Annotated in this window: 20 protein-coding genes; 14 read left to right on the forward strand and 6 right to left on the reverse strand. The window is 63.8% G+C overall.

All coding sequences use genetic code 11. The features are described 5' to 3' along the window. Nucleotides 1–880: acyl-CoA dehydrogenase family protein (locus tag EOA32_RS08390; RefSeq protein WP_128371454.1), on the forward strand; the 880-nt coding region annotated here is incomplete at its 5' end. Nucleotides 881–897: 17 nt separating this feature from the next. On the opposite strand, the gene EOA32_RS08395 is transcribed toward EOA32_RS08390, so the two are convergent. Next, nucleotides 898–1,290 (reverse strand): hypothetical protein, encoded by a 393-nt coding sequence (locus EOA32_RS08395; RefSeq protein ID WP_066997523.1) that lies wholly within the window; start codon nucleotides 1,288–1,290, stop codon nucleotides 898–900. A gap of 244 nt (nucleotides 1,291–1,534) precedes the next feature. Here EOA32_RS08395 and EOA32_RS08400 point away from each other — a divergent pair, with 244 nt between their 5' ends. From EOA32_RS08400 to EOA32_RS08415, 4 genes are all read left to right on the forward strand, one after another. Continuing rightward, nucleotides 1,535–3,142: a carboxyl transferase domain-containing protein gene (locus EOA32_RS08400; protein WP_128371455.1), complete on the forward strand. Its 1,608-nt coding sequence runs from the start codon at nucleotides 1,535–1,537 to the stop codon at nucleotides 3,140–3,142. Between the two features lie 2 nt (nucleotides 3,143–3,144). Next, on the forward strand, nucleotides 3,145–3,675 hold the full coding sequence (locus EOA32_RS08405; RefSeq protein ID WP_066997529.1) for an O-acetyl-ADP-ribose deacetylase: 531 nt from the start codon (nucleotides 3,145–3,147) through the stop codon (nucleotides 3,673–3,675). 120 nt (nucleotides 3,676–3,795) lie between these two features. Beyond that, nucleotides 3,796–4,170, forward strand: a complete 375-nt coding sequence (locus EOA32_RS08410) for a hypothetical protein (RefSeq protein WP_066997532.1) — start codon at nucleotides 3,796–3,798, stop codon at nucleotides 4,168–4,170. Between the two features lie 49 nt (nucleotides 4,171–4,219). Next, nucleotides 4,220–6,181, forward strand: coding sequence for an acetyl/propionyl/methylcrotonyl-CoA carboxylase subunit alpha (locus EOA32_RS08415; protein ID WP_128371456.1), 1,962 nt, complete (start codon nucleotides 4,220–4,222; stop codon nucleotides 6,179–6,181). Nucleotides 6,182–6,343: 162 nt separating this feature from the next. Here the strand turns inward: EOA32_RS08415 and EOA32_RS08420 are convergent, their stop codons facing one another. Beyond that, the gene (locus tag EOA32_RS08420) at nucleotides 6,344–7,465 is read right to left on the reverse strand and encodes an ABC transporter substrate-binding protein (protein ID WP_128371457.1); all 1,122 of its coding nucleotides are present in this window, start codon (nucleotides 7,463–7,465) and stop codon (nucleotides 6,344–6,346) included. 379 nt (nucleotides 7,466–7,844) lie between these two features. Continuing rightward, nucleotides 7,845–8,111 (reverse strand): sel1 repeat family protein, encoded by a 267-nt coding sequence (locus EOA32_RS08425; RefSeq protein ID WP_066997543.1) that lies wholly within the window; start codon nucleotides 8,109–8,111, stop codon nucleotides 7,845–7,847. Between the two features lie 435 nt (nucleotides 8,112–8,546). Between EOA32_RS08425 and EOA32_RS08430 the strand changes: the two genes are divergently transcribed. The 5 genes from EOA32_RS08430 to EOA32_RS08445 all read left to right on the forward strand — a co-directional run bounded on the left by EOA32_RS08430 (nucleotide 8,547) and on the right by EOA32_RS08445 (nucleotide 12,212). After that, complete coding sequence (locus tag EOA32_RS08430; RefSeq protein ID WP_066997546.1) at nucleotides 8,547–8,888, forward strand: DUF2147 domain-containing protein; 342 nt, start codon at nucleotides 8,547–8,549, stop codon at nucleotides 8,886–8,888. A gap of 207 nt (nucleotides 8,889–9,095) precedes the next feature. Continuing rightward, nucleotides 9,096–9,248, forward strand: a complete 153-nt coding sequence (locus EOA32_RS38460; protein WP_164747131.1) for a hypothetical protein — start codon at nucleotides 9,096–9,098, stop codon at nucleotides 9,246–9,248. A 32-nt stretch (nucleotides 9,249–9,280) separates the two neighbouring features. Continuing rightward, on the forward strand, nucleotides 9,281–9,475 hold the full coding sequence (locus tag EOA32_RS08435) for a hypothetical protein (protein WP_067321018.1): 195 nt from the start codon (nucleotides 9,281–9,283) through the stop codon (nucleotides 9,473–9,475). A 127-nt stretch (nucleotides 9,476–9,602) separates the two neighbouring features. Next, the gene (locus EOA32_RS08440) at nucleotides 9,603–11,063 is read left to right on the forward strand and encodes an AMP nucleosidase (protein ID WP_245499208.1); all 1,461 of its coding nucleotides are present in this window, start codon (nucleotides 9,603–9,605) and stop codon (nucleotides 11,061–11,063) included. 138 nt (nucleotides 11,064–11,201) lie between these two features. Then, nucleotides 11,202–12,212: an endonuclease/exonuclease/phosphatase family protein gene (locus EOA32_RS08445; RefSeq protein WP_128371467.1), complete on the forward strand. Its 1,011-nt coding sequence runs from the start codon at nucleotides 11,202–11,204 to the stop codon at nucleotides 12,210–12,212. 44 nt (nucleotides 12,213–12,256) lie between these two features. Here EOA32_RS08445 and EOA32_RS08450 read toward each other — a convergent pair whose 3' ends face one another. Together EOA32_RS08450 and EOA32_RS08455 are read right to left on the reverse strand one after the other, a co-directional pair. Further along, entirely contained in the window at nucleotides 12,257–12,850 is a 594-nt protein-coding gene (locus tag EOA32_RS08450; protein WP_066997555.1) for a DUF922 domain-containing protein, read from the reverse strand. A gap of 168 nt (nucleotides 12,851–13,018) precedes the next feature. Beyond that, nucleotides 13,019–14,698 (reverse strand): electron transfer flavoprotein-ubiquinone oxidoreductase, encoded by a 1,680-nt coding sequence (locus tag EOA32_RS08455; protein ID WP_128371459.1) that lies wholly within the window; start codon nucleotides 14,696–14,698, stop codon nucleotides 13,019–13,021. A gap of 251 nt (nucleotides 14,699–14,949) precedes the next feature. Between EOA32_RS08455 and EOA32_RS08460 the strand changes: the two genes are divergently transcribed. The 3 genes from EOA32_RS08460 to EOA32_RS08470 all read left to right on the forward strand — a co-directional run bounded on the left by EOA32_RS08460 (nucleotide 14,950) and on the right by EOA32_RS08470 (nucleotide 17,484). Further along, nucleotides 14,950–15,588 (forward strand): hypothetical protein, encoded by a 639-nt coding sequence (locus EOA32_RS08460; RefSeq protein WP_066997558.1) that lies wholly within the window; start codon nucleotides 14,950–14,952, stop codon nucleotides 15,586–15,588. Nucleotides 15,589–15,656: 68 nt separating this feature from the next. Continuing rightward, nucleotides 15,657–16,580 carry a uracil-DNA glycosylase gene (locus EOA32_RS08465; protein WP_128371460.1) on the forward strand — a complete coding sequence of 308 codons (924 nt, stop codon included), beginning with the start codon at nucleotides 15,657–15,659 and terminating at the stop codon, nucleotides 16,578–16,580. A gap of 91 nt (nucleotides 16,581–16,671) precedes the next feature. Next, on the forward strand, nucleotides 16,672–17,484 hold the full coding sequence (locus tag EOA32_RS08470; RefSeq protein WP_095800144.1) for a helix-turn-helix transcriptional regulator: 813 nt from the start codon (nucleotides 16,672–16,674) through the stop codon (nucleotides 17,482–17,484). A gap of 1 nt (nucleotide 17,485) precedes the next feature. Here the strand turns inward: EOA32_RS08470 and EOA32_RS08475 are convergent, their stop codons facing one another. Next, on the reverse strand, nucleotides 17,486–18,433 hold the full coding sequence (locus tag EOA32_RS08475; RefSeq protein ID WP_128371461.1) for a DMT family transporter: 948 nt from the start codon (nucleotides 18,431–18,433) through the stop codon (nucleotides 17,486–17,488). A 152-nt stretch (nucleotides 18,434–18,585) separates the two neighbouring features. Here EOA32_RS08475 and pepN point away from each other — a divergent pair, with 152 nt between their 5' ends. After that, nucleotides 18,586–21,231 (forward strand): aminopeptidase N, encoded by a 2,646-nt coding sequence (gene pepN, locus EOA32_RS08480; RefSeq protein WP_128371462.1) that lies wholly within the window; start codon nucleotides 18,586–18,588, stop codon nucleotides 21,229–21,231. The last annotated feature ends 161 nt before the right edge of the window (nucleotides 21,232–21,392 follow it).

The following is a 21,392-nucleotide window of genomic DNA, read 5'->3' on the forward strand; positions in this document are numbered from 1 at the left end:
TTCCAATCTCTGCGTCAACCAGATCAACCGCTGGGCAACGCCGGCACAGAAGGAGAAATACCTCCCTGCGCTCTGCTCGGGCGAAAAGGTCGGTGCGCTGGCAATGTCGGAATCCGGATCAGGCTCGGACGTCGTGTCGCTGCGGCTGCGCGCCGAAAAGCGCAACGACCGCTATGTGCTCAACGGTTCGAAAATGTGGATCACCAACGGACCCGATGCCGAGACCTTGGTGGTCTATGCCAAGACCGATCCGGAGCGCAATTCGCGCGGCATCACCGCCTTCATCATCGAAAAAACCTTTGCCGGGTTTTCGGTGGCCCAAAAACTCGACAAGCTCGGCATGCGCGGCTCGAACACCGGCGAGCTCGTCTTCGAGAATGTCGAGGTGCCCTTCGAGAATGTGCTGCATGAGGAAGGGCGCGGCGTCGAGGTGCTGATGTCGGGCCTCGACTATGAGCGCGCCGTGCTCTCCGGCGGGCCGATCGGGCTGATGGCGGCCTGCCTCGACGTGGCGGTGCCTTACGTGCATGAGCGCAAGCAGTTCGGCCAGCCGATCGGCAGTTTTCAGCTGGTGCAGGGCAAGCTTGCCGACATGTATTCGACGATGAACGCGGCGCGCGCCTATGTCTACGCCGTGGCCGGTGCCTGCGACCGCGGCGAGACCACGCGCAAGGACGCCGCCGGCTGCGTGCTCTTCGCGGCCGAAAAGGCGACGCAGATGGCGCTCGATGCCATCCAGCTGCTCGGCGGCAACGGCTATATCAACGATTATCCGACCGGGCGGCTTCTGCGCGACGCCAAGCTCTACGAGATCGGCGCCGGCACCAGCGAGATCCGCCGCTGGCTGATCGGCCGCGAGATCATGGCGGAGGGAGTGTGATGTCTCCCTCCGTCACCTCAGCCGAACGCCTTGGGCAGGTCGTCGGTCGGCTTGGCGACGATCTGATGCTCATCGCGCCACAGAACCTCACGCTGGCGCCGGGACGTGATCGAGCGCACAGGCAAGCCGCCCTCCTCGATCAGCCAGGCGCAATAGCGCGCACGGCTGATGGCTTCCTTGGCGTTCGGGTGGAACCAGCAGACGCCCCAAATCGACTCACGGCGCTTGAAATGCCGCCCAACCCGGCCAGGAATGGGCAAATGCCGATTGAACCAGTCGAACTGATCCTCCAGTTCGCCATGGATCCAGTCCGGGCAGCCATTCCGGTACAAGTACCAGGACGCATGGAAAAAGCCGCTCTCTACCCGGCTCTTCGGATGGATCAGCGGCGTTACAAACCGCACATACATAGTGACACCCACAGCGCTTGCAGGCGCCGTGTTCCTTTTGCTCGAATCCGGGACGTGGAAAGCCGCCCTTCGGCGGCGTCAGGCCATGGCCGAGGGGAGACATTTGGTGAAACGCATATCGATGCCTTTCATCGTCGCCTCCTGAGGTGTCATTCGTACAAAAGATGCCGCGCTGCGCACGCAGCATCCGGGTGCGGGCTGTTACACTGGTTGCGTTGCGGCATCAAGAGGTGTGAGGAATAACGTGGCCACACTCCAAACCCAAATCTCCCCCTCCTCGGAAAGCTTCCGCTCCAATGCCGAGCGCATGCGGGCGCTGGTCGACGATATCGCCGAGAAGGCGGCGGGCATCGAGCGCGGCGGCTCGGACGAGGCGCGCGAGCGCCACCAAAGCCGCGGCAAGCTGCTGCCGCGCGAAAGATTGGCGCAACTGCTCGACACCGGCTCGCCTTTTCTCGAGGTCGGCCAGTTCGCGGCATGGTCGATGTATGGCGAGGATATTCCGTCGGCCGGCATCATCACCGGCATCGGCCGTGTCGAAGGCCGGGAGGTGATGGTCGTCGTCAACGACGCGACGGTGAAAGGCGGCACCTATTATCCGGTGACGGTGAAGAAGCATCTGCGCGCGCAGGAGATCGCGCTGCAGAACAAGCTGCCTTGCGTCTACCTGGTCGACAGCGGCGGCGCCAACCTGCCCAACCAGGACGAGGTCTTCCCCGACCGTGAGCATTTCGGCCGCATCTTCTACAACCAGGCCAACATGTCGGCAGCCGGCATCCCGCAGATCGCTTGCGTCATGGGCTCCTGCACGGCGGGCGGGGCCTATGTGCCGGCGATGTCGGACGAAACGATCATGGTGCGCAACCAGGCGACCATTTTTCTTGGCGGCCCGCCGCTGGTGAAGGCTGCCACCGGCGAGGATGTCAGCGCCGAGGAGCTCGGCGGCGCCGAGGTCCACACCAGGCTTTCCGGCGTCGCCGACCACTATGCCATGGATGACGAGCACGCGCTGGCCATTTGCCGACGCATCGTCAAGAACCTGAATCGGAACAAGGCCGTAAGCCTGAACTTACAGAAACCAGTATCACCGCTTCACGATCCGCATGAACTCTACGGCATCGTGCCGACTGATTTGCGCCAGCCCTATGACGTTCGCGAGGTGATCGCGCGTCTGGTCGACGGTTCCGAGTTCGACGAGTTCAAGCAGAATTACGGCACCACCTTGGTCACCGGTTTTGCGTATCTGCACGGCATGCCGGTCGGCATCCTCGGTAACAATGGGGTGCTGTTTTCGGAAAGCGCGCTGAAGGGCGCGCATTTCATCGAGCTCTGCTGCCAGCGCGGCATTCCGCTGATCTTCCTGCAGAACATCACCGGCTTCATGGTCGGGCGAAAGTATGAGGCCGGCGGCATCGCCAAGGACGGCGCCAAGCTGGTCACGGCGGTCGCCACGGCACGCGTGCCGAAGCTTACGGTGATCATCGGCGGTTCGTTCGGCGCCGGCAATTACGGCATGTGCGGCCGCGCCTATTCGCCCCGCTTCCTGTGGATGTGGCCGAATGCGCGCATTTCGGTGATGGGCGGCGAGCAGGCGGCGACGGTGCTCGCCATGGTCAAGCGCGAGGGCATCGAGCGCAAGGGCGGTGAGTGGAGCGCCGAAGAGGAAGCGAAATTCAGGAAGCCGATCCTGATGAAATACGAGCATGAGGGTCACCCGCTCTATTCTTCGGCAAGGCTTTGGGACGACGGCATCATCGATCCGGCCAGGACGCGCGAGGTGCTGGCGCTCAGCCTCTCGGCGGCGCTCAATACCGGGGTCGAGGAAACGAAGTTCGGCGTGTTCAGGATGTGACGATGAGCGGCGTCAGCGATAGGATCCGCGTGCATACCGGCGACATCACCAGGCTTAAGGTCGATGCCATCGTCAATGCCGCCAATTCCTCGCTGCTCGGCGGCGGTGGTGTCGACGGCGCTATCCACCGCGCCGCCGGGCCGGAGCTGGTCGCCGAATGCCGCACGCTGAACGGCTGCAGGACCGGGGATGCCAAACTGACGAAAGGCTACCGGCTGCCGGCGCGCTATGTCATTCACACTGTCGGCCCGGTCTGGCACGGCGGGGGCGAGAGCGAGGCGGAGTTGCTCGCCTCCTGCTATCGGCGCTCGCTGGAGATTGCCACCGGTAAGGACTGTCGAACGATAGCATTTCCGGCGATCTCGACCGGCATCTACGGCTATCCGAAAGATCAGGCTACCGAAATAGCCGTCGGCACGGTTGCTGTTTTTCTAGGCGAAAACGCCATCCCCGAGACCGTGACTTTCTGCTGCTTCGACGATCTGACTGCCAAACTATACAGCTCAACCGTTGCTGCGATTGGGGGAGCCTGAACTTTATGACAAAGACGTTCCACCCGTTCACGAGATCGAGATTCTTGAGTGACCATCTAGCGACGCCGGCAAATATTCGATATTGCTCATCCTGCATTGTCTCATGGGGATTGGGTAAAAATGACACGAGAATATCTGCGGAAAGCTTCCGCGTCGATACTTGCAGGAATGCTTATATTCGCCTCGTGCGGCGCTGTCGTCGCCGGGTCGCTGGCTGGAAGCGAGGGGGACAAGCGCTTTCCACCTTACATCCCACGCAATCCCAAGGATCCGTGCAACAGGGCGTACAAGGCCTATCTGGCGGCGAGCGGCCATTCAGCCTACGCGACCACGCCTTATGCCCGGATCATGTCGTCTTATATCATCTGTGGTGGACACCTGAATGCGCCGTCCCAAAAGGTTGCGGAAGAGCTGGCGATGAAATCCTGCCTGGCCACGCGCGCGCACTACAAGGTGACTACGGGCGGCGCCTGCGAGATCGCCGCATCGAAGTAGGCCCGCGCCTGCCGAATTGGCGCTGCCCGTCGCAAACTCGGGAGGCTCCATGTTCGGCAAGATCCTGATCGCCAATCGAGGCGAGATCGCTTGCCGCGTCATCCGCACCGCAAGCAAGCTCGGCGCGCGAACAGTCGCCGTCTATTCGGATGCCGACGCGCGAGCGCTGCATGTCGAGATGGCCGACGAGGCGGTGCATATCGGCCCCTCGCCGGTCGGTGACAGCTATCTGCGCGGCGACAGGATCATTGCCGCGGCGCTTGCCACAGGCGCCGAGGCTATCCACCCCGGCTACGGCTTCCTTTCGGAGAACCCCGACTTCGTCGACCAGGTGACGGCAGCGGGCCTCATCTTCATCGGCCCGTCCGCCGCCTCGATCCGCGCCATGGGGCTGAAGGACGCCGCCAAGCGGTTGATGGAAAAGGCCGGCGTTCCGGTGGTGCCCGGCTATCACGGCGAAGCGCAGGAGATTGTGCTGCTTGCCACAAAAGCGCGCGAGATCGGCTACCCGGTGCTGATCAAGGCGCGCGCCGGCGGCGGCGGCAAGGGCATGCGGCGCGTCGACCATCCGGACGACTTCTCCGAGGCGCTGTCCGGAGCGCGGCGCGAGGCCAAGGCTGCCTTCGGCGACGACCGCGTTCTGGTCGAAAAATATGTCGACAAGCCGCGCCACATCGAAGTCCAGGTGTTCGGTGACAATTTCGGCAATGTCGTGCATCTTTTCGAGCGCGACTGCTCGGCGCAGCGCCGCCACCAGAAGGTGATCGAGGAGGCGCCCGCCCCCGGCATGACGCCGGCGCTGCGCAAGGCGATGACGGAAGCGGCGGTGAAGGCCGCCAAGGCAATCAGCTATTCGGGCGCCGGCACGATCGAGTTCATCGTCGATGCTTCCGAGGCCCTCAAAGCCGACCGCTTCTGGTTCATGGAGATGAACACACGGCTGCAGGTCGAGCATCCCGTCACCGAGATGGTCACCGGCGTCGATCTGGTCGAATGGCAGCTTCGTGTCGCCGCCGGCGAAAAACTGCCGAAGGCGCAGAACGAGATCGCCCTTGCCGGACATGCTTTCGAGGCGCGCATCTACGCCGAGGACGCGGCCAAGGGATTCCTGCCGGCGACGGGCACGCTTTATCATCTCAAATTCCCCGACACGCCGCCGGAGGATGCCGCCATGCGCATCGAGACCGGCGTGCGGTCCGGCGATGCGATCTCGCCCTTCTACGATCCGATGATCGCCAAGCTGGTGGTGCACGCCAGGGACAGAACCACCGCGCTTGGCGCGCTGCGCAAGGCGCTGGCCCGAACCGAAGTTGCCGGCTCGACGGTCAACACAGCCTTCCTTGCAGCACTCGCCGCCGACGCCGATTTCGCGGCGGGCGATATCGACACCGGCCTGATCGGCCGGCATCAGGACGCTCTTGTCGCTGTTCCCGCGCCAAGCGATGAAGCGATCGCCGCGGCGGCGCTGGCAGCGACCGACGCAAGCACGGCGGGTCCGGCCGCCGATCCGTGGTGCTCGCTCGCCGGCTATGCGCATTTCCATACGCTGGCGCGCCGCACCCGGCTGCGTTACGGCGAGGAGAACATCCTGGCCCGGGTTTCGGCGCGGCCAGACGGCCGCTTCCAGGTGGCGCTGGAGGCGCCGCATGACGCGCTCAACGCGCACGACCTCAGGAGCATGCCGCGCAGCGCGCGCTGGCCGGGCCATGTCACGGTGTTCGAAGGAGCGGTCGGATATACATTCACGGTGCCGGATCCGCTGGCCAAGGCGGATGAGGCCGCGGCCGCGTCGGACAGCCTGCGCGCGCCGATGCCGGGATTGGTCAAGCTGGTGCGCGCGGCAGCGGGCGATGCCGTGATCAAGGGCCAGCCGCTCCTGATCCTCGAGGCGATGAAGATGGAACATACGATCGCCGCACCCCATGACGGGGTGATTGCCGAGATCGCGGCCGAAGGCGCGCAAGTGAGCGACGGCACGGTGCTGGTGCGGTTCGAGGACGCACGGGGCTGAGCTGCCGGTCGCCTTGGATCGGCAACGGGACAAACTGGCTGGGGCGGCAGGACTCCAGGGGGACGCCGTAGAGCGCCGAACTGGCCTCCAAATCAGTGCCAAGGCACATACGAAAACGGCCGGGACAAATCCCGGCCATTTCCAATCGATCTGCAGAACGAATTACGGCTTGATCGGCGCGTATTTGCCGTCGTGCCACTGGTTGATGTCGTAGCCGGCGTTCTTCAGGTCGCCCTTCTCGTCGAAGATCACATCGCCGACCACGGTGCTGATCGGCTTGCCGTCCTTCAGCGCCTCGGCGACCTTGGCCGGGTCGTCGGTGCCGGCGCGCTTGACGCCTTCGGCCACCGCCTGGATCACTGCATAGGAGAACAGCGTGAAACCTTCCGGTGTGAAGCCGCCTTGCTTGATCTTGGCCACGGCCTCCTTCGCTTCCGGCTTCGACTGCGGATCCGAGGGGAAGACGAACATCGTGCCTTCACCGGCCGGGCCGGCGATCTGCCAGAATTCCGGCGAGGCGATCGAGTCCGGCATGATCAGCTGGAACTTGACGTTCTGCTCCGCTGCCTGGCGCAGGATCAAGCCGGCCTCCGGATGGTAGCCGCCGAAATAGACGACGTCGGCCTTGAGCTCTTTCAGCTTGGTGACCAAAGCCGAATAGTCCTTCTCGCCGGCATTGATGCCTTCATAGTCGACCTCCTTGAGGCCGCCGGCATTCATGGTCGCCTTGACAGCATCGGCAACGCCCTGACCGTAGGCGCTCTTGTCGTGCAGGACGACGACGTTCTTGCCGGCATAGTTCTTGGCGATCCATGGACCGATGAAAGCGCCCTGCGCATCGTCACGCGTGTAGAGGCGCATGATCGTCGGCCAGCCGGCCTTGGCCGCGGCGTCGGTCAGTTCCGGATTAGACGAGGCCGGGCTCATCATCAGGGTGCCGGCTTCGGCGTAGACGGCGGAAGCGGGAATGCTCGAGCCCGAGCAGGCATGGCCGTCGACGAATTTGACGCCGTTGGCGACGATGCGGTTGGCGACCGACACCGCCTGCTTCGGATCGCACTGGTCGTCCTGGATGTCGATCTTGATCTTGTTGCCGTTTACACCTCCGGCGGCATTGATGGCATCCGCCGCGGCCTGCGCGCCCTGTTTGAACTGGTCGCCGATGTTGGCGAGCTGCCCGGTCATCGGGCCGACCACCGAAATCGTGATGTCGTCGGCGAAGGCAACCGATGCGCTCATCGTCAGGCCCAATGCGGCCGCGCTCAAAATACCCAATCTTTTCATGACAATAGAACTCCTCCACTTGCGCGCGGCCGTTCCGGCCACGCTTCTTCCAGAGAGCCGGGACAATTTCACCCTTCGCCGGAACTGTCGAGAGCACAATCTATCGGGATTTGGTTCATTCCGACGGGGAGTTCTTGGGCCAAGCCGCCGTTCCCATACAGGCGGTGACTGCGCAAATGCAAAAGCCGCGCCGGCCTTGTCCCGGCCGGTCGCGGCTTTTGCAGTCGAGCTTCCCGGCGCCCCGCGCGCCTGAACCCGCTCGCTTCCCTGTGTTGTCGCACGGCTTGAGTTCGTTGACCTGCCGCGTTCTTGGTCTGGTTAACCGGCCGTCTTTTTGCGGCCTTGTCCCTTAAGAGCTTCCGGGCCTTACCCCGCAAAATCAGTGCATCGTCATCCATTCGCGCGCTTCGCGCAGCGCCTTGGCGATCTCGGCCTTCGACATCGATGCCGACAATTCCGAGCGCAGCTCGGCGGCGCGGAGCGATCCCTTGATCGCGGCGATGTTGAACCATTTGTGGGCGGCAATGACGTCGGTCTCGCAGTCGCGGCCGGTCGCATACATCATGCCCAGTTCGAAAAGAATGTCGGCCTGGGCAGTTGCCCCCATGGCGCCGAAGCCGGCTTCAAGCATTTCAAAGCGTGCCATTTCAATCCCCTGTCTGCTCCCGAGAGCTGCCTCCTTGTGTCCCTGGAATTCCCCTGGGCGGGCCGCTCTTTCGATGCTTTCGAGGATGACGGCTCGCCTTGAATCCGTCGTTAAATGGCTTGCTTAATTTGAAGAAAACAAAGCTAAAACAAGAGGTAAACGCGAAGAACCGTTAAGCATAGGAATCCAGCAATTCAGCCGATCTGCGCCAAATTCGTCGAAAATTTGAGGCGCGGGAATCAAGACTTCGCTAACCACGGAAACCGAAGCCTTTTTCGCCATCGGTTCATTTCCAGCGACCGACGCGGCCGAAATCCTTGCAAGCTTCCGTCGCGGCACCGCTTTCGTTTTGGCGATGGCTGGATTAGCTTTACGTTTGCGTAAGGGACAGAAAGGCGGAACGAGGCCCGCCGGAACCCTAAAGGGAGGACAAGCATGTTTCGAAAAGTCAGCCTGGCCCTGGCGGCCACCTTGATGATGGCAGGCGCCGCGTCGGCCGACCCGATCGAGGGCAATTGGAAGACGCAGGCCGGATCGACAGCGGCGATCGCCGGCGGCGGGGCGTTTTCCATCACGCTCAAGTCCGGCAAATATGCCGGCAAGACGATCGGCTCCTTCAAGGCGGCCGGCGACAACAAGTACACCGGCACCATAACGGACCCCGAAACCGACAAGACCTATTCCGGCAAGGCGACGCTTTCCGGCACCTCGCTAAAGATGAGCGGCTGCGTTCTGGGCGGACTGATCTGCAAGACCCAGACCTGGCACAAGCTCTGACAGTCGAACGGATGACGATGCAAAAACGGGGCCCGGCGCCCCGTTTTCTTTTTGAGCGCCGTTTCTGAGCGCAACGCTGGACAAGGCACTTCGCAGGCCTTCGGCCGGTCATGACCCCATCAGCCAATTTGAACGGCAGATGAATATCGGTCTCAGAACCGGTTCAGAGGCGTTCGGGCATTCTCCTCGCCATCGAAGGAGAGACCAATGCTTGTCCGCCGCTTCACCATCGTCTGCCTGCTGATGAGCCTGTTCGGCATGTTCTTCGCCATCCTCGTGGCCGAAGCCGGCCGTCCGGCGCGCTCACCGCGAATGGCCGATACCTGCCGGCTGGACTGCATGAACCATTTCGGCCGCTGAAACGACCAATACTCGAAACCGGAACGACCACCATGAACCGCATCGCTGCCTCCACCCTCAAAGCTCTTCGGCTCCTGCCGCGGGCGATGCTCATCCTGATGGTGCTTGCCGCTCCTGTGCTGGCGGTGCCGATGATGCGCGCAGACGCCGGTTCGGTCATCGAGGCGCCAACGCCGAAGAAGGCAGGCATCGGCTTCGTGCTGCTGGTCAGCCTGCAGCGCGGCTGACACGGCCAGACAAAAATACGTCGCAAGGCGGGCTTCGCGCCCGCCTCCCCCTCCCAAGCGCTCTTCCAAATCCCTATATTGGGCCATGGAAAAGCGAATCTACCCCCAAGCCATCGAATCGGTCGTCATGCCGGAGCCTTTCGGCAGGCAGAGTTTTGACGACGCCAAGAAGGCGGTCGCGGCGCTGGAGGCGCTCTACGACCGCAACACCAAATTCCTGCGCGATTCCTTCGCCAAGCTCGCCGCCGGCGGCGACGAGAGCAGGCGCTACCGGGCCTTTTATCCGCAGATCGGCGTCACCACCACCTCGTTCACGCAGATCGACTCGCGCCAGGCCTACGGCCATATGCCGACGCCCGGGCATTTTGCCACCACCATCACCCAGCCAAAGCTGTTCGAGAACTATCTCGTCGAGCAGCTTCGGCTCATCATGCGCAATCACGGCGTCCAGGTCACGGTGTCGGAATCGACGACGCCGATCCCGCTGCATTTCGCCTTCCTGGAAGGCACCTATGTCGACGGCACGGCTGCCGAGCGCATCAGGCGACCGATCCGCGACCTGTTCGACGTGCCGGATCTCGACGGCACCGACGACCAGATCGCCAACGGCACATTCGAGGTGGCGTTCGGCGAGCCGAGGCCGCTGGCGCCGTTCACGGCACAGCGCATCGACTATTCGCTCCACCGCATGACGCATTACACGGCGACCAGCCCGCAGCATTTCCAGAATTTCGTGCTGTTCACCAATTACCAGTTCTACATCGACGAGTTCGTGGCGCGGGCCCGCGAGCTGATGGAGAGCGGCGGCGGCAGTTACAGCGAATTCGTCGAGCCGGGCAATCTCGTGACCAAGGCCGGGGCCGGCGCGGCGAGCGAAGGCACCCCGCCACAGCGCCTGCCGCAAATGCCGGCCTACCATCTGAAGAAGTCGGGCCATGGCGGCATCACCATGGTCAATATCGGCGTCGGCCCGTCCAACGCCAAGACCATCACCGACCATATCGCGGTGCTTCGGCCACATGCCTGGGTGATGCTCGGCCACTGCGCCGGCCTGCGCAACACGCAGGCGCTGGGCGACTATGTGCTGGCCCATGCTTATGTGCGCGAGGATCATGTGCTCGACGACGACCTGCCGGTCTGGGTGCCCATCCCGCCGCTGGCCGAGATCCAGGTAGCGCTGCAGGAAGCGGTCGCCGAAGTAACGGGACTTTCCGGCTACGATCTCAAGCGCATCATGCGCACCGGCACCGTCGCCACCATCGACAACCGCAACTGGGAACTGCGCGACCAGCGCGGACCGGTGCAGCGCCTTTCGCAGTCGCGCGCCATCGCGCTCGACATGGAATCGGCGACGATCGCCGCCAACGGCTTCCGCTTCCGCGTGCCCTACGGCACGCTGCTGTGCGTCTCCGACAAGCCTTTGCATGGCGAACTGAAACTGCCCGGCATGGCGACGGAATTCTACAAGCGGCAGGTGGCGCAGCACCTCACCATCGGCATCAGGGCGATGGAGAAGCTGGCCGAAATGCCGATGGAGCGGCTGCATTCGCGCAAGTTGAGAAGCTTCTCCGAGACTGCTTTCCAGTAGCCGAGGCAACTCATCGTCTTGCCCGGGCCGCAATTTTGCCGATAAGCAGGCCTGAGCGAGACTATGTCGCTGCAAAAAGATGCCGGCGACATTCGGCAGAACACGACTGACATGACAACAGGCGGCGCGCGCTCAAACATGACGGCTGGGGTGGCATTCCTGGCGATGACGGCACTCACGGCCGCGCTGCTGGCCGGATTCCTCGGCGCGCTGCATCCAGCCCTCGATTCGTTCTCGCATTTTCGTATTCATCTGAGCGTGCTCACGGCGCTGCTGGCGGTGGCGCTGCTTGCCAGTTCGTACCGGCTGCAAGCGGCAGCAGCGCTGCTCTTCGCCCTAGCCTGCCTCGCCACGACGGCCAGCGCGCTGCCCAGGTTGTGGCCGCAGCAGGCGGTCGCCAAACCTGCCGACCGTATCCTCTACAGCCTGCTGCAGATCAATCTTCGCTTCGACAATCCGACGCCCAAGAAGGTGCTGTCGCTGATCGGCCGCACCAACCCTGATGTGATCACACTCGACGAGGTGTCGGGAATGTGGACGAGAGAGCTCGGCTATATCACCGGCGCCTATCCGTACCGCATCCTCTGCCCCTACCCCAACGGCGTATTCGGGGTCGCGCTGCTCTCGCGGCGGCCTTTTGCCCCGGGCACCGCGCCGCATTGCGAGCCGCGCGGTGCGATGGCAACCGCCACGGTCGATTTCGGCGGCACCGGCGTCGATGTCGCGGCAATCCATTTGAGCTGGCCGTGGCCGCGCGAGCAGTACTGGCAGATCGGCGAGCTGGCGGAGCCGCTTGCCGCGCTCGGCGAAACCGCCATCATGGCCGGCGACTGCAACGCCGCGCCGTGGAGCGCTGCGGTGCGTCGTGTCGCCTCGCTCGGCGGACTGAGCGTGATGCCGTCGGCCGGGCCGACCTGGATTCACCGGAAGCTGCCGGATTTCATCCGGCGCTTCGCCGGCCTGCCGATCGACCAGGTGTTCAGCAAGGGGGCCGTGACAATCCATTCGGCGACGCGGCTGGAAGACGCCGGCTCCGACCACTTGCCGGTGCTGGTCGAGTTCTCGTTGCGGTCCGACGGCCGAGAGCCCGAGCACGAGCATCAGTCGGCGCTGGCGGCAAACGCACAACTTGGCAAGACGGGCAGTTAGCGTCGCATTGCTTCCCGCCGCATCGCCGGTTTCTGCTTGTGCCGCTAGGGCCTGATCAAAGCAGCGACCAGGTGCTCGACATGACCGCCTTCGCGGTGCTCGCGGGCATCGAAGGCATTTTGCCTGGCCTCGTATTCGGCATAGACGGCCTGGATGCGCCGGCGCGCCTCGCTGCGCGCCTTGTAGCAATAGGGGTCGTTAGCGACCCTAAGACCGGTGATCGAGCGATCGGTGACGCGCATCATTTCCCGGGCAATGCGGCCATGGGTTCCCTCGTGGGCGCGCACGCCGGCGAAGAACCGGTTCCAGCGCTTCTTCAATGCAGGCGTGGCTGGCGACGCCAAGCGGGGGAAAGTGTAGAAGAGACTGAGCGTTCCGTTTGCCTGCCGTATCCGGCACGAGCCCTTGTCCTGGATAACGCCAAGCTCCCAGTCGGCCGTATAGGCGGTCTGGGCGATGGCATGCGTCATGAAGCCGTGCTTGGGACCTTTGCTGCCCATCGCCTCGATGAGCGCCGCGCCCGAATTGCCGGCAATGTCATAGGTGCGCGTCTGGACCAGCACCCTGGTGCCGGCCGAAGCCTGCGGCGCGCAGAGCGCGCCGAGAGCGACAAGGCATGTCAGAACCGCCATGCGCATAACCGTCTCCTCCCTATCCTTAGGGAAAGGGAACACAAGCAGGCAGCGGATTCAACAGCCTTGAGGTTGCGCCGTCGCAACCGGTATTGCTCGTAGGTGCCGCCTGTTACCCGGCTCTCGCCAGCCGCAGGATGGCGGCTGTCGAGCCGGCCCGGCCAGACGTGGGGCTCACATGCCTTGGTAGACCGGCCCCTCTCCGCCTTGCGGGGGTGCCCAATTGATGTTCCGGTTCGGGTCCTTGATGTCGCAAGTCTTGCAGTGGACGCAGTTCTGCGCGTTGATGACGAAGCGCACGTCCTTGGCGGACGGATCGGCAGCGGCATTGCCGTCCTTGTCCACCCACTCATAGACGCCGGCCGGGCAGTAGCGGGTCGATGGCCCGGCGAACACGTCGTGCTCGGAACGCTGCTGCAGCGCCATGTCGCCGACGATGAGGTGCACGGGCTCATTTTCCTCATGGTTGGTGTTGGACAAAAACACCGAGGAGAGCCGGTCGAAGGTCAAGACGCCATCCGCCTTCGGATAAGCGATTTTCTGGTGCTTGGAGGCGGGCTCGAGCGTCGCATAGTCTGCCTTGCCGTGCTTCAGCGTGCCGAAGGGCGAGAAGCCGAACAGCGTGTTCAGCCACATGTCGAGACCGCCGATGCCGACACCGACGATGGTGCCGAAGCGCGACCACAGCGGCTTGACGTTGCGCACCTTCTTCAGATCCCTGCCGATGTCGCTGCCGCGCCAGGCGTCTTCATAGGAGGCGAGCTCGTCATTGGCCCGGCCGGCGACAATGGCGTCCGCGACATGCTCGGCGGCCAGCATGCCGGACAGCACCGCATTGTGCGAGCCCTTGATGCGCGGCACGTTGACGAAGCCGGCCGCGCAGCCCATCAGCACGCCGCCGGGGAAGGAGAGTTTCGGCACCGACTGCCAGCCGCCCTCGGTAATGGCGCGCGCGCCATAGCCGATCCGCTTGGCGCCCTCGAAGGTGCCTCTGATCGCCGGATGAGTCTTGAAGCGCTGGAATTCCTCGAAGGGGGAGAGCCAAGGATTCTTATAGTTCAGATGGACGACGAAGCCGACCGCCACCTGGTTGTCTTCGAGATGGTAGAGGAAGGAGCCGCCGCCGGTTTTCATGTCGAGCGGCCAGCCGAAGGAGTGCTGCACCAGCCCCGGCTTGTGGTTCTCAGGCTTGACCTGCCAGAGTTCCTTGAGGCCGATGCCGAATTTGGCGGGCTCGCGGCCGTCGGCAAGCTGGTATTTGTCGATCAGTTGCTTGGCCAAAGAGCCGCGCGCGCCCTCGCCGATCAGCACGTATTTGCCCATCAGCGCCATGCCCGGAGCGTAGGCCGGGCCATGCGTGCCGTCCTTCTCGACGCCCATGTCGCCAGTGATCACGCCGGTCACGGCGCCGGCGTCGTTGTAGACAAGGCTCGCCGCGGCAAAGCCCGGATAAATCTCGACGCCGAGCGCCTCGGCCTTGGTCGCCAGCCAGCGGCAGACATTGCCAAGCGAGACGATGTAGTTGCCGTGGTTGTTCATCAGCGGCGGCATCAGGAAGTTGGGCAGGCGGAAGGACCCGGCGGGGCCCAGCACCAGGAAATGATCGTCGGTGACAGGCGTCTTGAAAGGGTGCCCTTCCTCCTCGCGCCAGCCCGGCAAAAGGCGGTCGATGCCGATCGGGTCGACGACGGCGCCGGACAGGATATGGGCGCCGACCTCGCCGCCTTTTTCCAGCACCACGACGGAAAGGTCGGGGTTGAGCTGCTTCAGACGGATCGCCGCGGCAAGGCCGGCCGGACCGGCGCCGACGATGACCACGTCGAATTCCATGCTCTCGCGTTCGATTTCGCTCATCTGCCCCTCGCTGGCTTGCCCTATTCTCGCATTTTGCTGGCTCACGCGCTGCATAGCGTATCAATTCGCGACGCGAAACCGGCGCTGACGTGACAAAGCCGATTTCGACAAAAAGTCGCGGTGTTCCATACGAAACGGCCATCGGACAGGCGACGGCGAAGCATAGGCCAGGGCCATGCAGTTGGAAGGCCAGGCCCGTCCGGCACGTTTTTAATTGTTCGACGGCTTGCTTATCGGCAATACTTGGCCCCATGCGCACTCCCGAGCCAACCGGCTTTTCATTGAAGCGCTTACTCTTCACGCCCGGCGTGCTCTGCCGCGCGGTTCTTCCGCTCCTCTTTTCGCTCGGCGCGGCCCAGGCCGATCCGCAGAAAGTCTGGGCGGCCGGCGCCTACTCCTTTTCCGACGAGCTCGGCGGCTTCCGCATCACCGGCGCTTCCGGAATCGGCACCAAGGATGACCCGCTGGTCATCACCGAGGAGCTGAATTCGGCGACGCCAGTGACGCTGACCATCCGCGCGATCAGGCCGATCGAAGCCTTCGGCAGGGCCGGCAACGTGGCCAATGGGGTTATGTACATGCGCATCGACGTGCTCAACAACAGCTCCCTGCCCTGGGTCGAGTTCCAGTTCGAGCTGCAGGAAATCCTCGACCAGCCGAGCGTGTTCGGCGACGGTCTCTCCTTCGACCAGCGCAACAAGAGTCCCGACAACATCGTCTCGAGCAACTTCGCCGATTTCGACCGCCAGTTCGAACCCTATGACCGGCTCTTGTTCAAGAACGGCAAGGTCGACCCGCTGAAGACGGCGACGTTCGAGTTCCTGATCACCGACTACACGCCGCGCTGGACATTTTTCCTGGTGCAGGATCCGCGCATACCGACGGGCTGACAGACATTGCGCTGAATGGCGAATTCCGAGCGGTTGCAAATCTTTGCCGCGCGGACGATGGTGGCGCCATGACTGCCGCCTCCCCAAACAACCCGATCGATATCGCAGAGCTGCTGGCCTTCTATGCCAGCGCCGGCGTTGACGAGGCGCTGGAAGACACGCCTGTCGACCGCTTCGCCGAGGCCAAGCCGAAGCAAGCCGAGCTCGCGCCGGCGCAGGCCGCGACCGCGCGTGAAAGCATGCCCCTGGAGCGGCCGGCATCGGAGCCCGGATTGGAGGCAGGCCGGGCGGCGGAACGGCCGGCGGCATCGACCGGGCTGGACGCAAGCCAAGTGCCCGATGCGCCGCGGCGCCCGACGCTCACCACCGCCACGGTCCCCGACGAGGGGCAGATCAAGCTCGCGCGGCAGCTGGCGGCGAGTGCCTCGACGCTTGACGAGCTGCGTCAGCAGATGGCGGCGTTCGATGGCTGCAATCTCAAATTCACCGCCAAGAACCTGGTCTTCGCCGACGGCAACCCGAATGCCGACCTGATGCTCGTCGGCGAGGCGCCGGGCCGCGACGAGGACCTCGAAGGGCTGCCCTTCGTCGGCCGCTCCGGACGGCTGCTCGACAGCATGCTGGCAGCAATCGGCCTCGACCGGACATCGGCCTATATCGCCAACGTCATCCCGTGGCGCCCGCCGGGCAACCGCACGCCGACGCTGCACGAGACGGAGATCTGCCGCCCGTTCATCGAAAGGCAGATCGAGCTGGTCAATCCGAAGGTGCTGGTCAATCTCGGCGGCCCTTCCGCCAAGACGCTGCTCAACACGACCGAGGGCATCCTGCGGTTACGGGGTAATTGGCGCGTCCACACCACCCAGTCGGGCATTGCCATTCCAGCGATGCCGACGCTGCATCCGGCGTATCTGCTTCGCACGCCTGCACACAAGAAGCTGGCGTGGCGGGATTTTCTCGAGGTGAAGGCGAAACTGAGGGCGTTGGGGTGAAGCACCTTCCCTTCTCCCACAACAAGGGAGAAGGGGAGCGATAACCTCTTAGGTAATTGAATTACTCCCCTCGCCGCCCTACTCATCCCCCATGACAACACCCGACGTCTCCGCCGGCAGCCTCATTCGCGAGTGGCGCACGCGCCGGCGCATGAGCCAGCTCGACCTCGCCATGGAAGCCGATATCTCGCAGCGGCATCTCTCCTTCGTCGAAAGCGGCCGCGCCCAGCCTTCGCGCGAGATGGTGCTGCATCTGGCCGAGCAGCTTGCCATTCCTCTACGCCAGCGCAACCAGCTTTTGCTCGCGGCCGGCTTCGCGCCGAGCTTCAGCGAAAGGCCGCTGACCGATACGACGCTGGCGCCGGCGATGGCTGCGGTCGAGACGGTGCTCAAGGGCCACGAGCCCTTCCCGGCGCTGGCGGTCGACCGGCACTGGAACCTCGTTTGCGCCAACGCGGCGATCGGCCCGTTCCTGGCCGACGTCTCGGAGCCGTGGCTGCTCAAGCCGCCGGTCAATGTGCTGAGGCTCAGCCTGCATCCCGGTGGCGTCGCGCCGCGCATCGTCAACCTCGCGGAATGGCGCGCGCATCTGCTCGAGCGCCTCAAGCACCAGAACGACGCCACCGGCGACTCCATGCTGATCGAGTTGGAGAAGGAATTGCGCGGCTATCCGTCCGGGCTGAGGAGCAGCCGGCCGGCGCCGGTCGAGCCAAGCGGCATCGTCCATCCGCTCAGGCTCGCGCATGGCGATCAGGTGCTGTCCTTCATCAGCACGATCACCGTCTTCGGTACGCCGCTCGACGTGACGCTGTCGGAGCTGGCGATCGAATCCTTCTTCCCCGCCGACGACCAGACGCGGACCGTGCTGGTGCGGCTGGCGAAGGAGCGGACGGCCGCTTCGTAGGCTACCCCTGCGGCGGCGCCGCCCTTCGGGTGCGCGTGCGCTCGAGGCCAAGTTGCCTTTCGCGCCAGATGATGAAGATGCCGGCGGCAACCACAATCACGCCGCCGATCAGGGTGTTGAGCGAGGTCACATCGCCGAACACAAGATAGCCGATGACGACGCCGAGAATCATCGAGCTATATTCGAAAGGCGCCACGACCGAAGCCTCGGCGTGGCGGTAGGCGGCCGTCATCAGGATCTGGCCGAGCCCGCCGCAGAAGCCTGCCATGACAAGCAGCGCGGCTTGCATCGGCGTCAGCATCTGCCAGCCGACAGGCAGGGTGAGCAGCGCCAGCACGCTCGCCGTCGAGGAAAACCACAGCACGATGGTCGCCGTCTTCTCGGTCTGCACGAGATTGCGCACCAGAAGCATGGCGACGGCCGAGATCGTCGCGGCGATCAGCGCCGCCATGACGCCAAGCACCTCCTGGTCGTCGAGCGCCTCGCCGGAATTCAACAGCGTCAGTTCCGGCCAGGAAACGATCAACACGCCGACGAGGCCGAAGGCGACCGCGCTCCAGCGATAGACGCGGATCGTCTCGCCCAGGAAGATCGAAGAGAACACCACGACCAGCAGCGGGTGGGCATAATTCAGCGTGATCGCTTCGGGAAGTGGCAACCTGGTCAGCGCGAAGAAGCCGAGCCCCATGGCGCCGACGCCGACGACGCCGCGCGCGATGTGGTTGAACGGCCGTTTCGTGGTGAATGCGGTGGCGAGCTGTCCCTTGAAGGCCAGAAAGGCGATGATCGGCAAGATGGCAAAGAAGGAGCGGAAGAAGACGATCTGTCCGGCGGGCACGGCGCCGGCCGCCTTGATACAGGTCTGCATGCCGACAAAGACCGCCACGGAGACAATCTTCAGCGCAATGCCGCGCAGCATATTGTGGCCGACGGCATGATCGACGGTCATCTTGCCTCGTGACGATGGTCGGAAAACGAAGCCCAGAAATAGACCTTGGCGCAGTTTTGTCGAGTGACCGTTTGGTGTAAAGAGCGCGGACTTTAGAATTCCCCCACCAGCAAAGCCTGCTGCCCACCCGAATTGATAGGAAAAACGACGGAATGCGCACAGATACCGGCCATGTCTTCAAGCTCGAAGACTACCGCCCCAGCGACTATCTCATTCCGCGGACCAGCCTCGATTTCCGTCTGTCTCCGGATGCCACCCGCGTCACTGCCGTGCTCACCGTCGAGCGACGCCAGGGGGTCGCCGCTTCCACGCCGCTGGTGCTCGACGGCGACGGGCTGAAGCTGCTCGGCGTTGCCATCGACGGGCAGGTTCTCCCGGAAGCCGACTATCAGGCTACGCCCGACCAGCTGATCATTCCGACGCCGCCGGCGGCACGGCGCTTCGAGCTTCGTCTCGAGACCGAGATCGCGCCGTCCAGCAACGAGTCGCTGATGGGCCTTTATCGCTCCAACAATGTCTATTGCACCCAATGCGAAGCGGAGGGGTTTCGCCGCATTACCTATTTCCTCGACCGTCCAGACGTCCTCTCGGTCTACACCGTGCGCATCGAGGCGCCGCACGCCCAGGCGCCGCTGCTGCTGTCCAACGGCAACCCCGTAGAAAGCGGGGCGCTCGCGGATGGCCGGCACTATGCCGTCTGGCACGACCCCTTCCCGAAACCTTCCTATCTCTTTGCGCTGGTGGCGGGCGCGCTCGGCAAGGTCGCTGGCAGCTTCACCACCCTTTCCGGCCGCAAGGTCGAGCTCGGCATCTATGTCGAGCCCGGCAAGGAGCGGCTCGCCGGCTACGCGATGGATGCGCTGAAGCGCTCGATGAAATGGGACGAGGAGGTCTTCGGCCGCGAATACGACCTCGACGTCTTCAACATCGTCGCCGTGTCAGACTTCAACATGGGCGCCATGGAGAACAAGGGCCTCAACATCTTCAACGACAAATATGTGCTGGCCGACGAGGAGACGGCGACCGATGCCGACTTCGCCAATATCGAGGCGATCATCGCGCATGAATATTTCCACAATTGGACAGGCAACAGAATCACTTGCCGCGACTGGTTCCAGCTCTGCCTGAAGGAAGGGCTGACTGTTTACCGCGACCACGAATTCTCGGCCGACCAGCGCTCGCGCGCGGTAAAGCGCATCGCCGAGGTGCGCACGCTGCGCGCGCATCAGTTCCCCGAGGACCAGGGGCCATTGGCGCATCCGGTCAGGCCGCGCCGCTACCGCGAGATCAACAACTTCTACACTGCAACAGTCTACGAGAAGGGCTCGGAAGTGGTGCGCATGATCCGCACCATCCTCGGCGCGGAGACCTTCCGCGCCGGCATGGACCTCTATTTCGAGCGGCATGACGGCGAAGCGGCGACGATCGAGGACTTCCTCAAAGTGTTCGAGGACGTTTCTGGCCGAGACCTCACGCAGTTCGCGCTCTGGTACCATCAGGCCGGTACGCCGAACCTGACGGTGAGTTCCTCCTACAATGCGGCGGCCAAGGCATTCACGCTGGAGATCGAACAGTCGGTGCCGCCGACGCCGTCGGAAAGCCGCAAGCGGCTGATGCATATTCCCCTGGCCTTCGGCCTGGTCGGCGCCGGCGGCAAGCCTGTCGCCTGGGCAACCGTCGATGGCGCCACCGTCGAGGACGGCATCATCCATGTCCGAAAGCGGCGGCACACGGTGCGCTTCTCGGGGGTTTCGGAGCGGCCTTCGGTGTCGCTCAACCGCGGCTTCTCGGCGCCGATCACGCTCTCGGTGCAGCAGAAGGCCGATGACCAGTTCTTCCTGGCCAGCCATGACAGCGATCCTTTCTCGCGCTGGCAGGCCTTCAACACGCTGCTCACCGACGCGCTCATAGCGGCGTTCCGCCAGCTGCTGGGCGGCAAAGAGTCGGCCTTCGACGCAAAGCTCGCCGAGCTTGCCGGAACGATTGCCCGCGACGAGACGCTGGGGCCGGCCTACCGGGCGCTGGCTCTGTCGCTGCCCGGCGAGGCCGATATTGCGCGCGACATCGGCCAGGGCATCGATCCCGACGCCATTTTCGTCGCCCGCGAGGCGCTGGCGCGGACGATTGCCATGGCGAATCGCGAGATCTTCTCGGCCCTTTACGCCAGCCTGGCCGACAACGGTCCGTTCACGCCCGACTCGGCAAGCGCTGGGCGCCGCGCGCTGCGCAACATCCTGCTCGATTACCTGTCGCTCCTGCCCGAAGGCGCGGCGCTTGCCGCGCGGCATTTCAACGCCGCCACCAACATGACCGACCGCGCCGCGGCGCTGACCGTGCTGGCACACCGTCATGCCGGCTCCGCGCAAGCGGAGGAGGCACTGTCGGCCTTCGAGATGAGATACAGCGGCGATGCGCTGGTGCTCGACAAATGGTTCCAGATCCAGGCCGGAGTGCCGGGACCGCTGACCGTCGAAAAGGTGCGCGCGCTGATGCAGCACCCTGCCTTCTCGATCGCAAATCCGAACCGGGTGCGCTCGCTGATCGGCACCTTCTCCAGCGCCAACCAGACCGGCTTCCATCTTTCCGGCGGCCAAGGCTACCGCTTCTTCGCCGAGACCGTGCTGGAGGTCGAGAAGCGCAACCCGCAAGTGGCAGCACGGCTGGCGACGGCGCTCAGGTCCTGGCGCTCGCTGGAACCGGTCCGGCAGAACAAGGCAAGGCAGGCACTGCTGCAGATCGCGAACGCCGAGAACCTGTCGGCCGACTTGCGCGACATCGTGGAGCGGACGCTGGTGTGATTAGCAATCTCCCCCCTCGTGGGGGAGATCAGCAGTTTCGACGAATTTCAATCAACTTTTAATCTTTTTTGGCCGCGCCTCTGGACAAGGCGAATCACCTTTGATTCCTTATTGACGATTCGGACGTGCGGCGTAGCCGGATCGTCAAGTATGCGGCAAAT

It is taken from the genome of Mesorhizobium sp. M1A.F.Ca.ET.072.01.1.1 (genome assembly GCF_004023325.1).
In the GTDB taxonomy this organism is placed as follows: Bacteria; Pseudomonadota; Alphaproteobacteria; order Rhizobiales; family Rhizobiaceae; genus Mesorhizobium.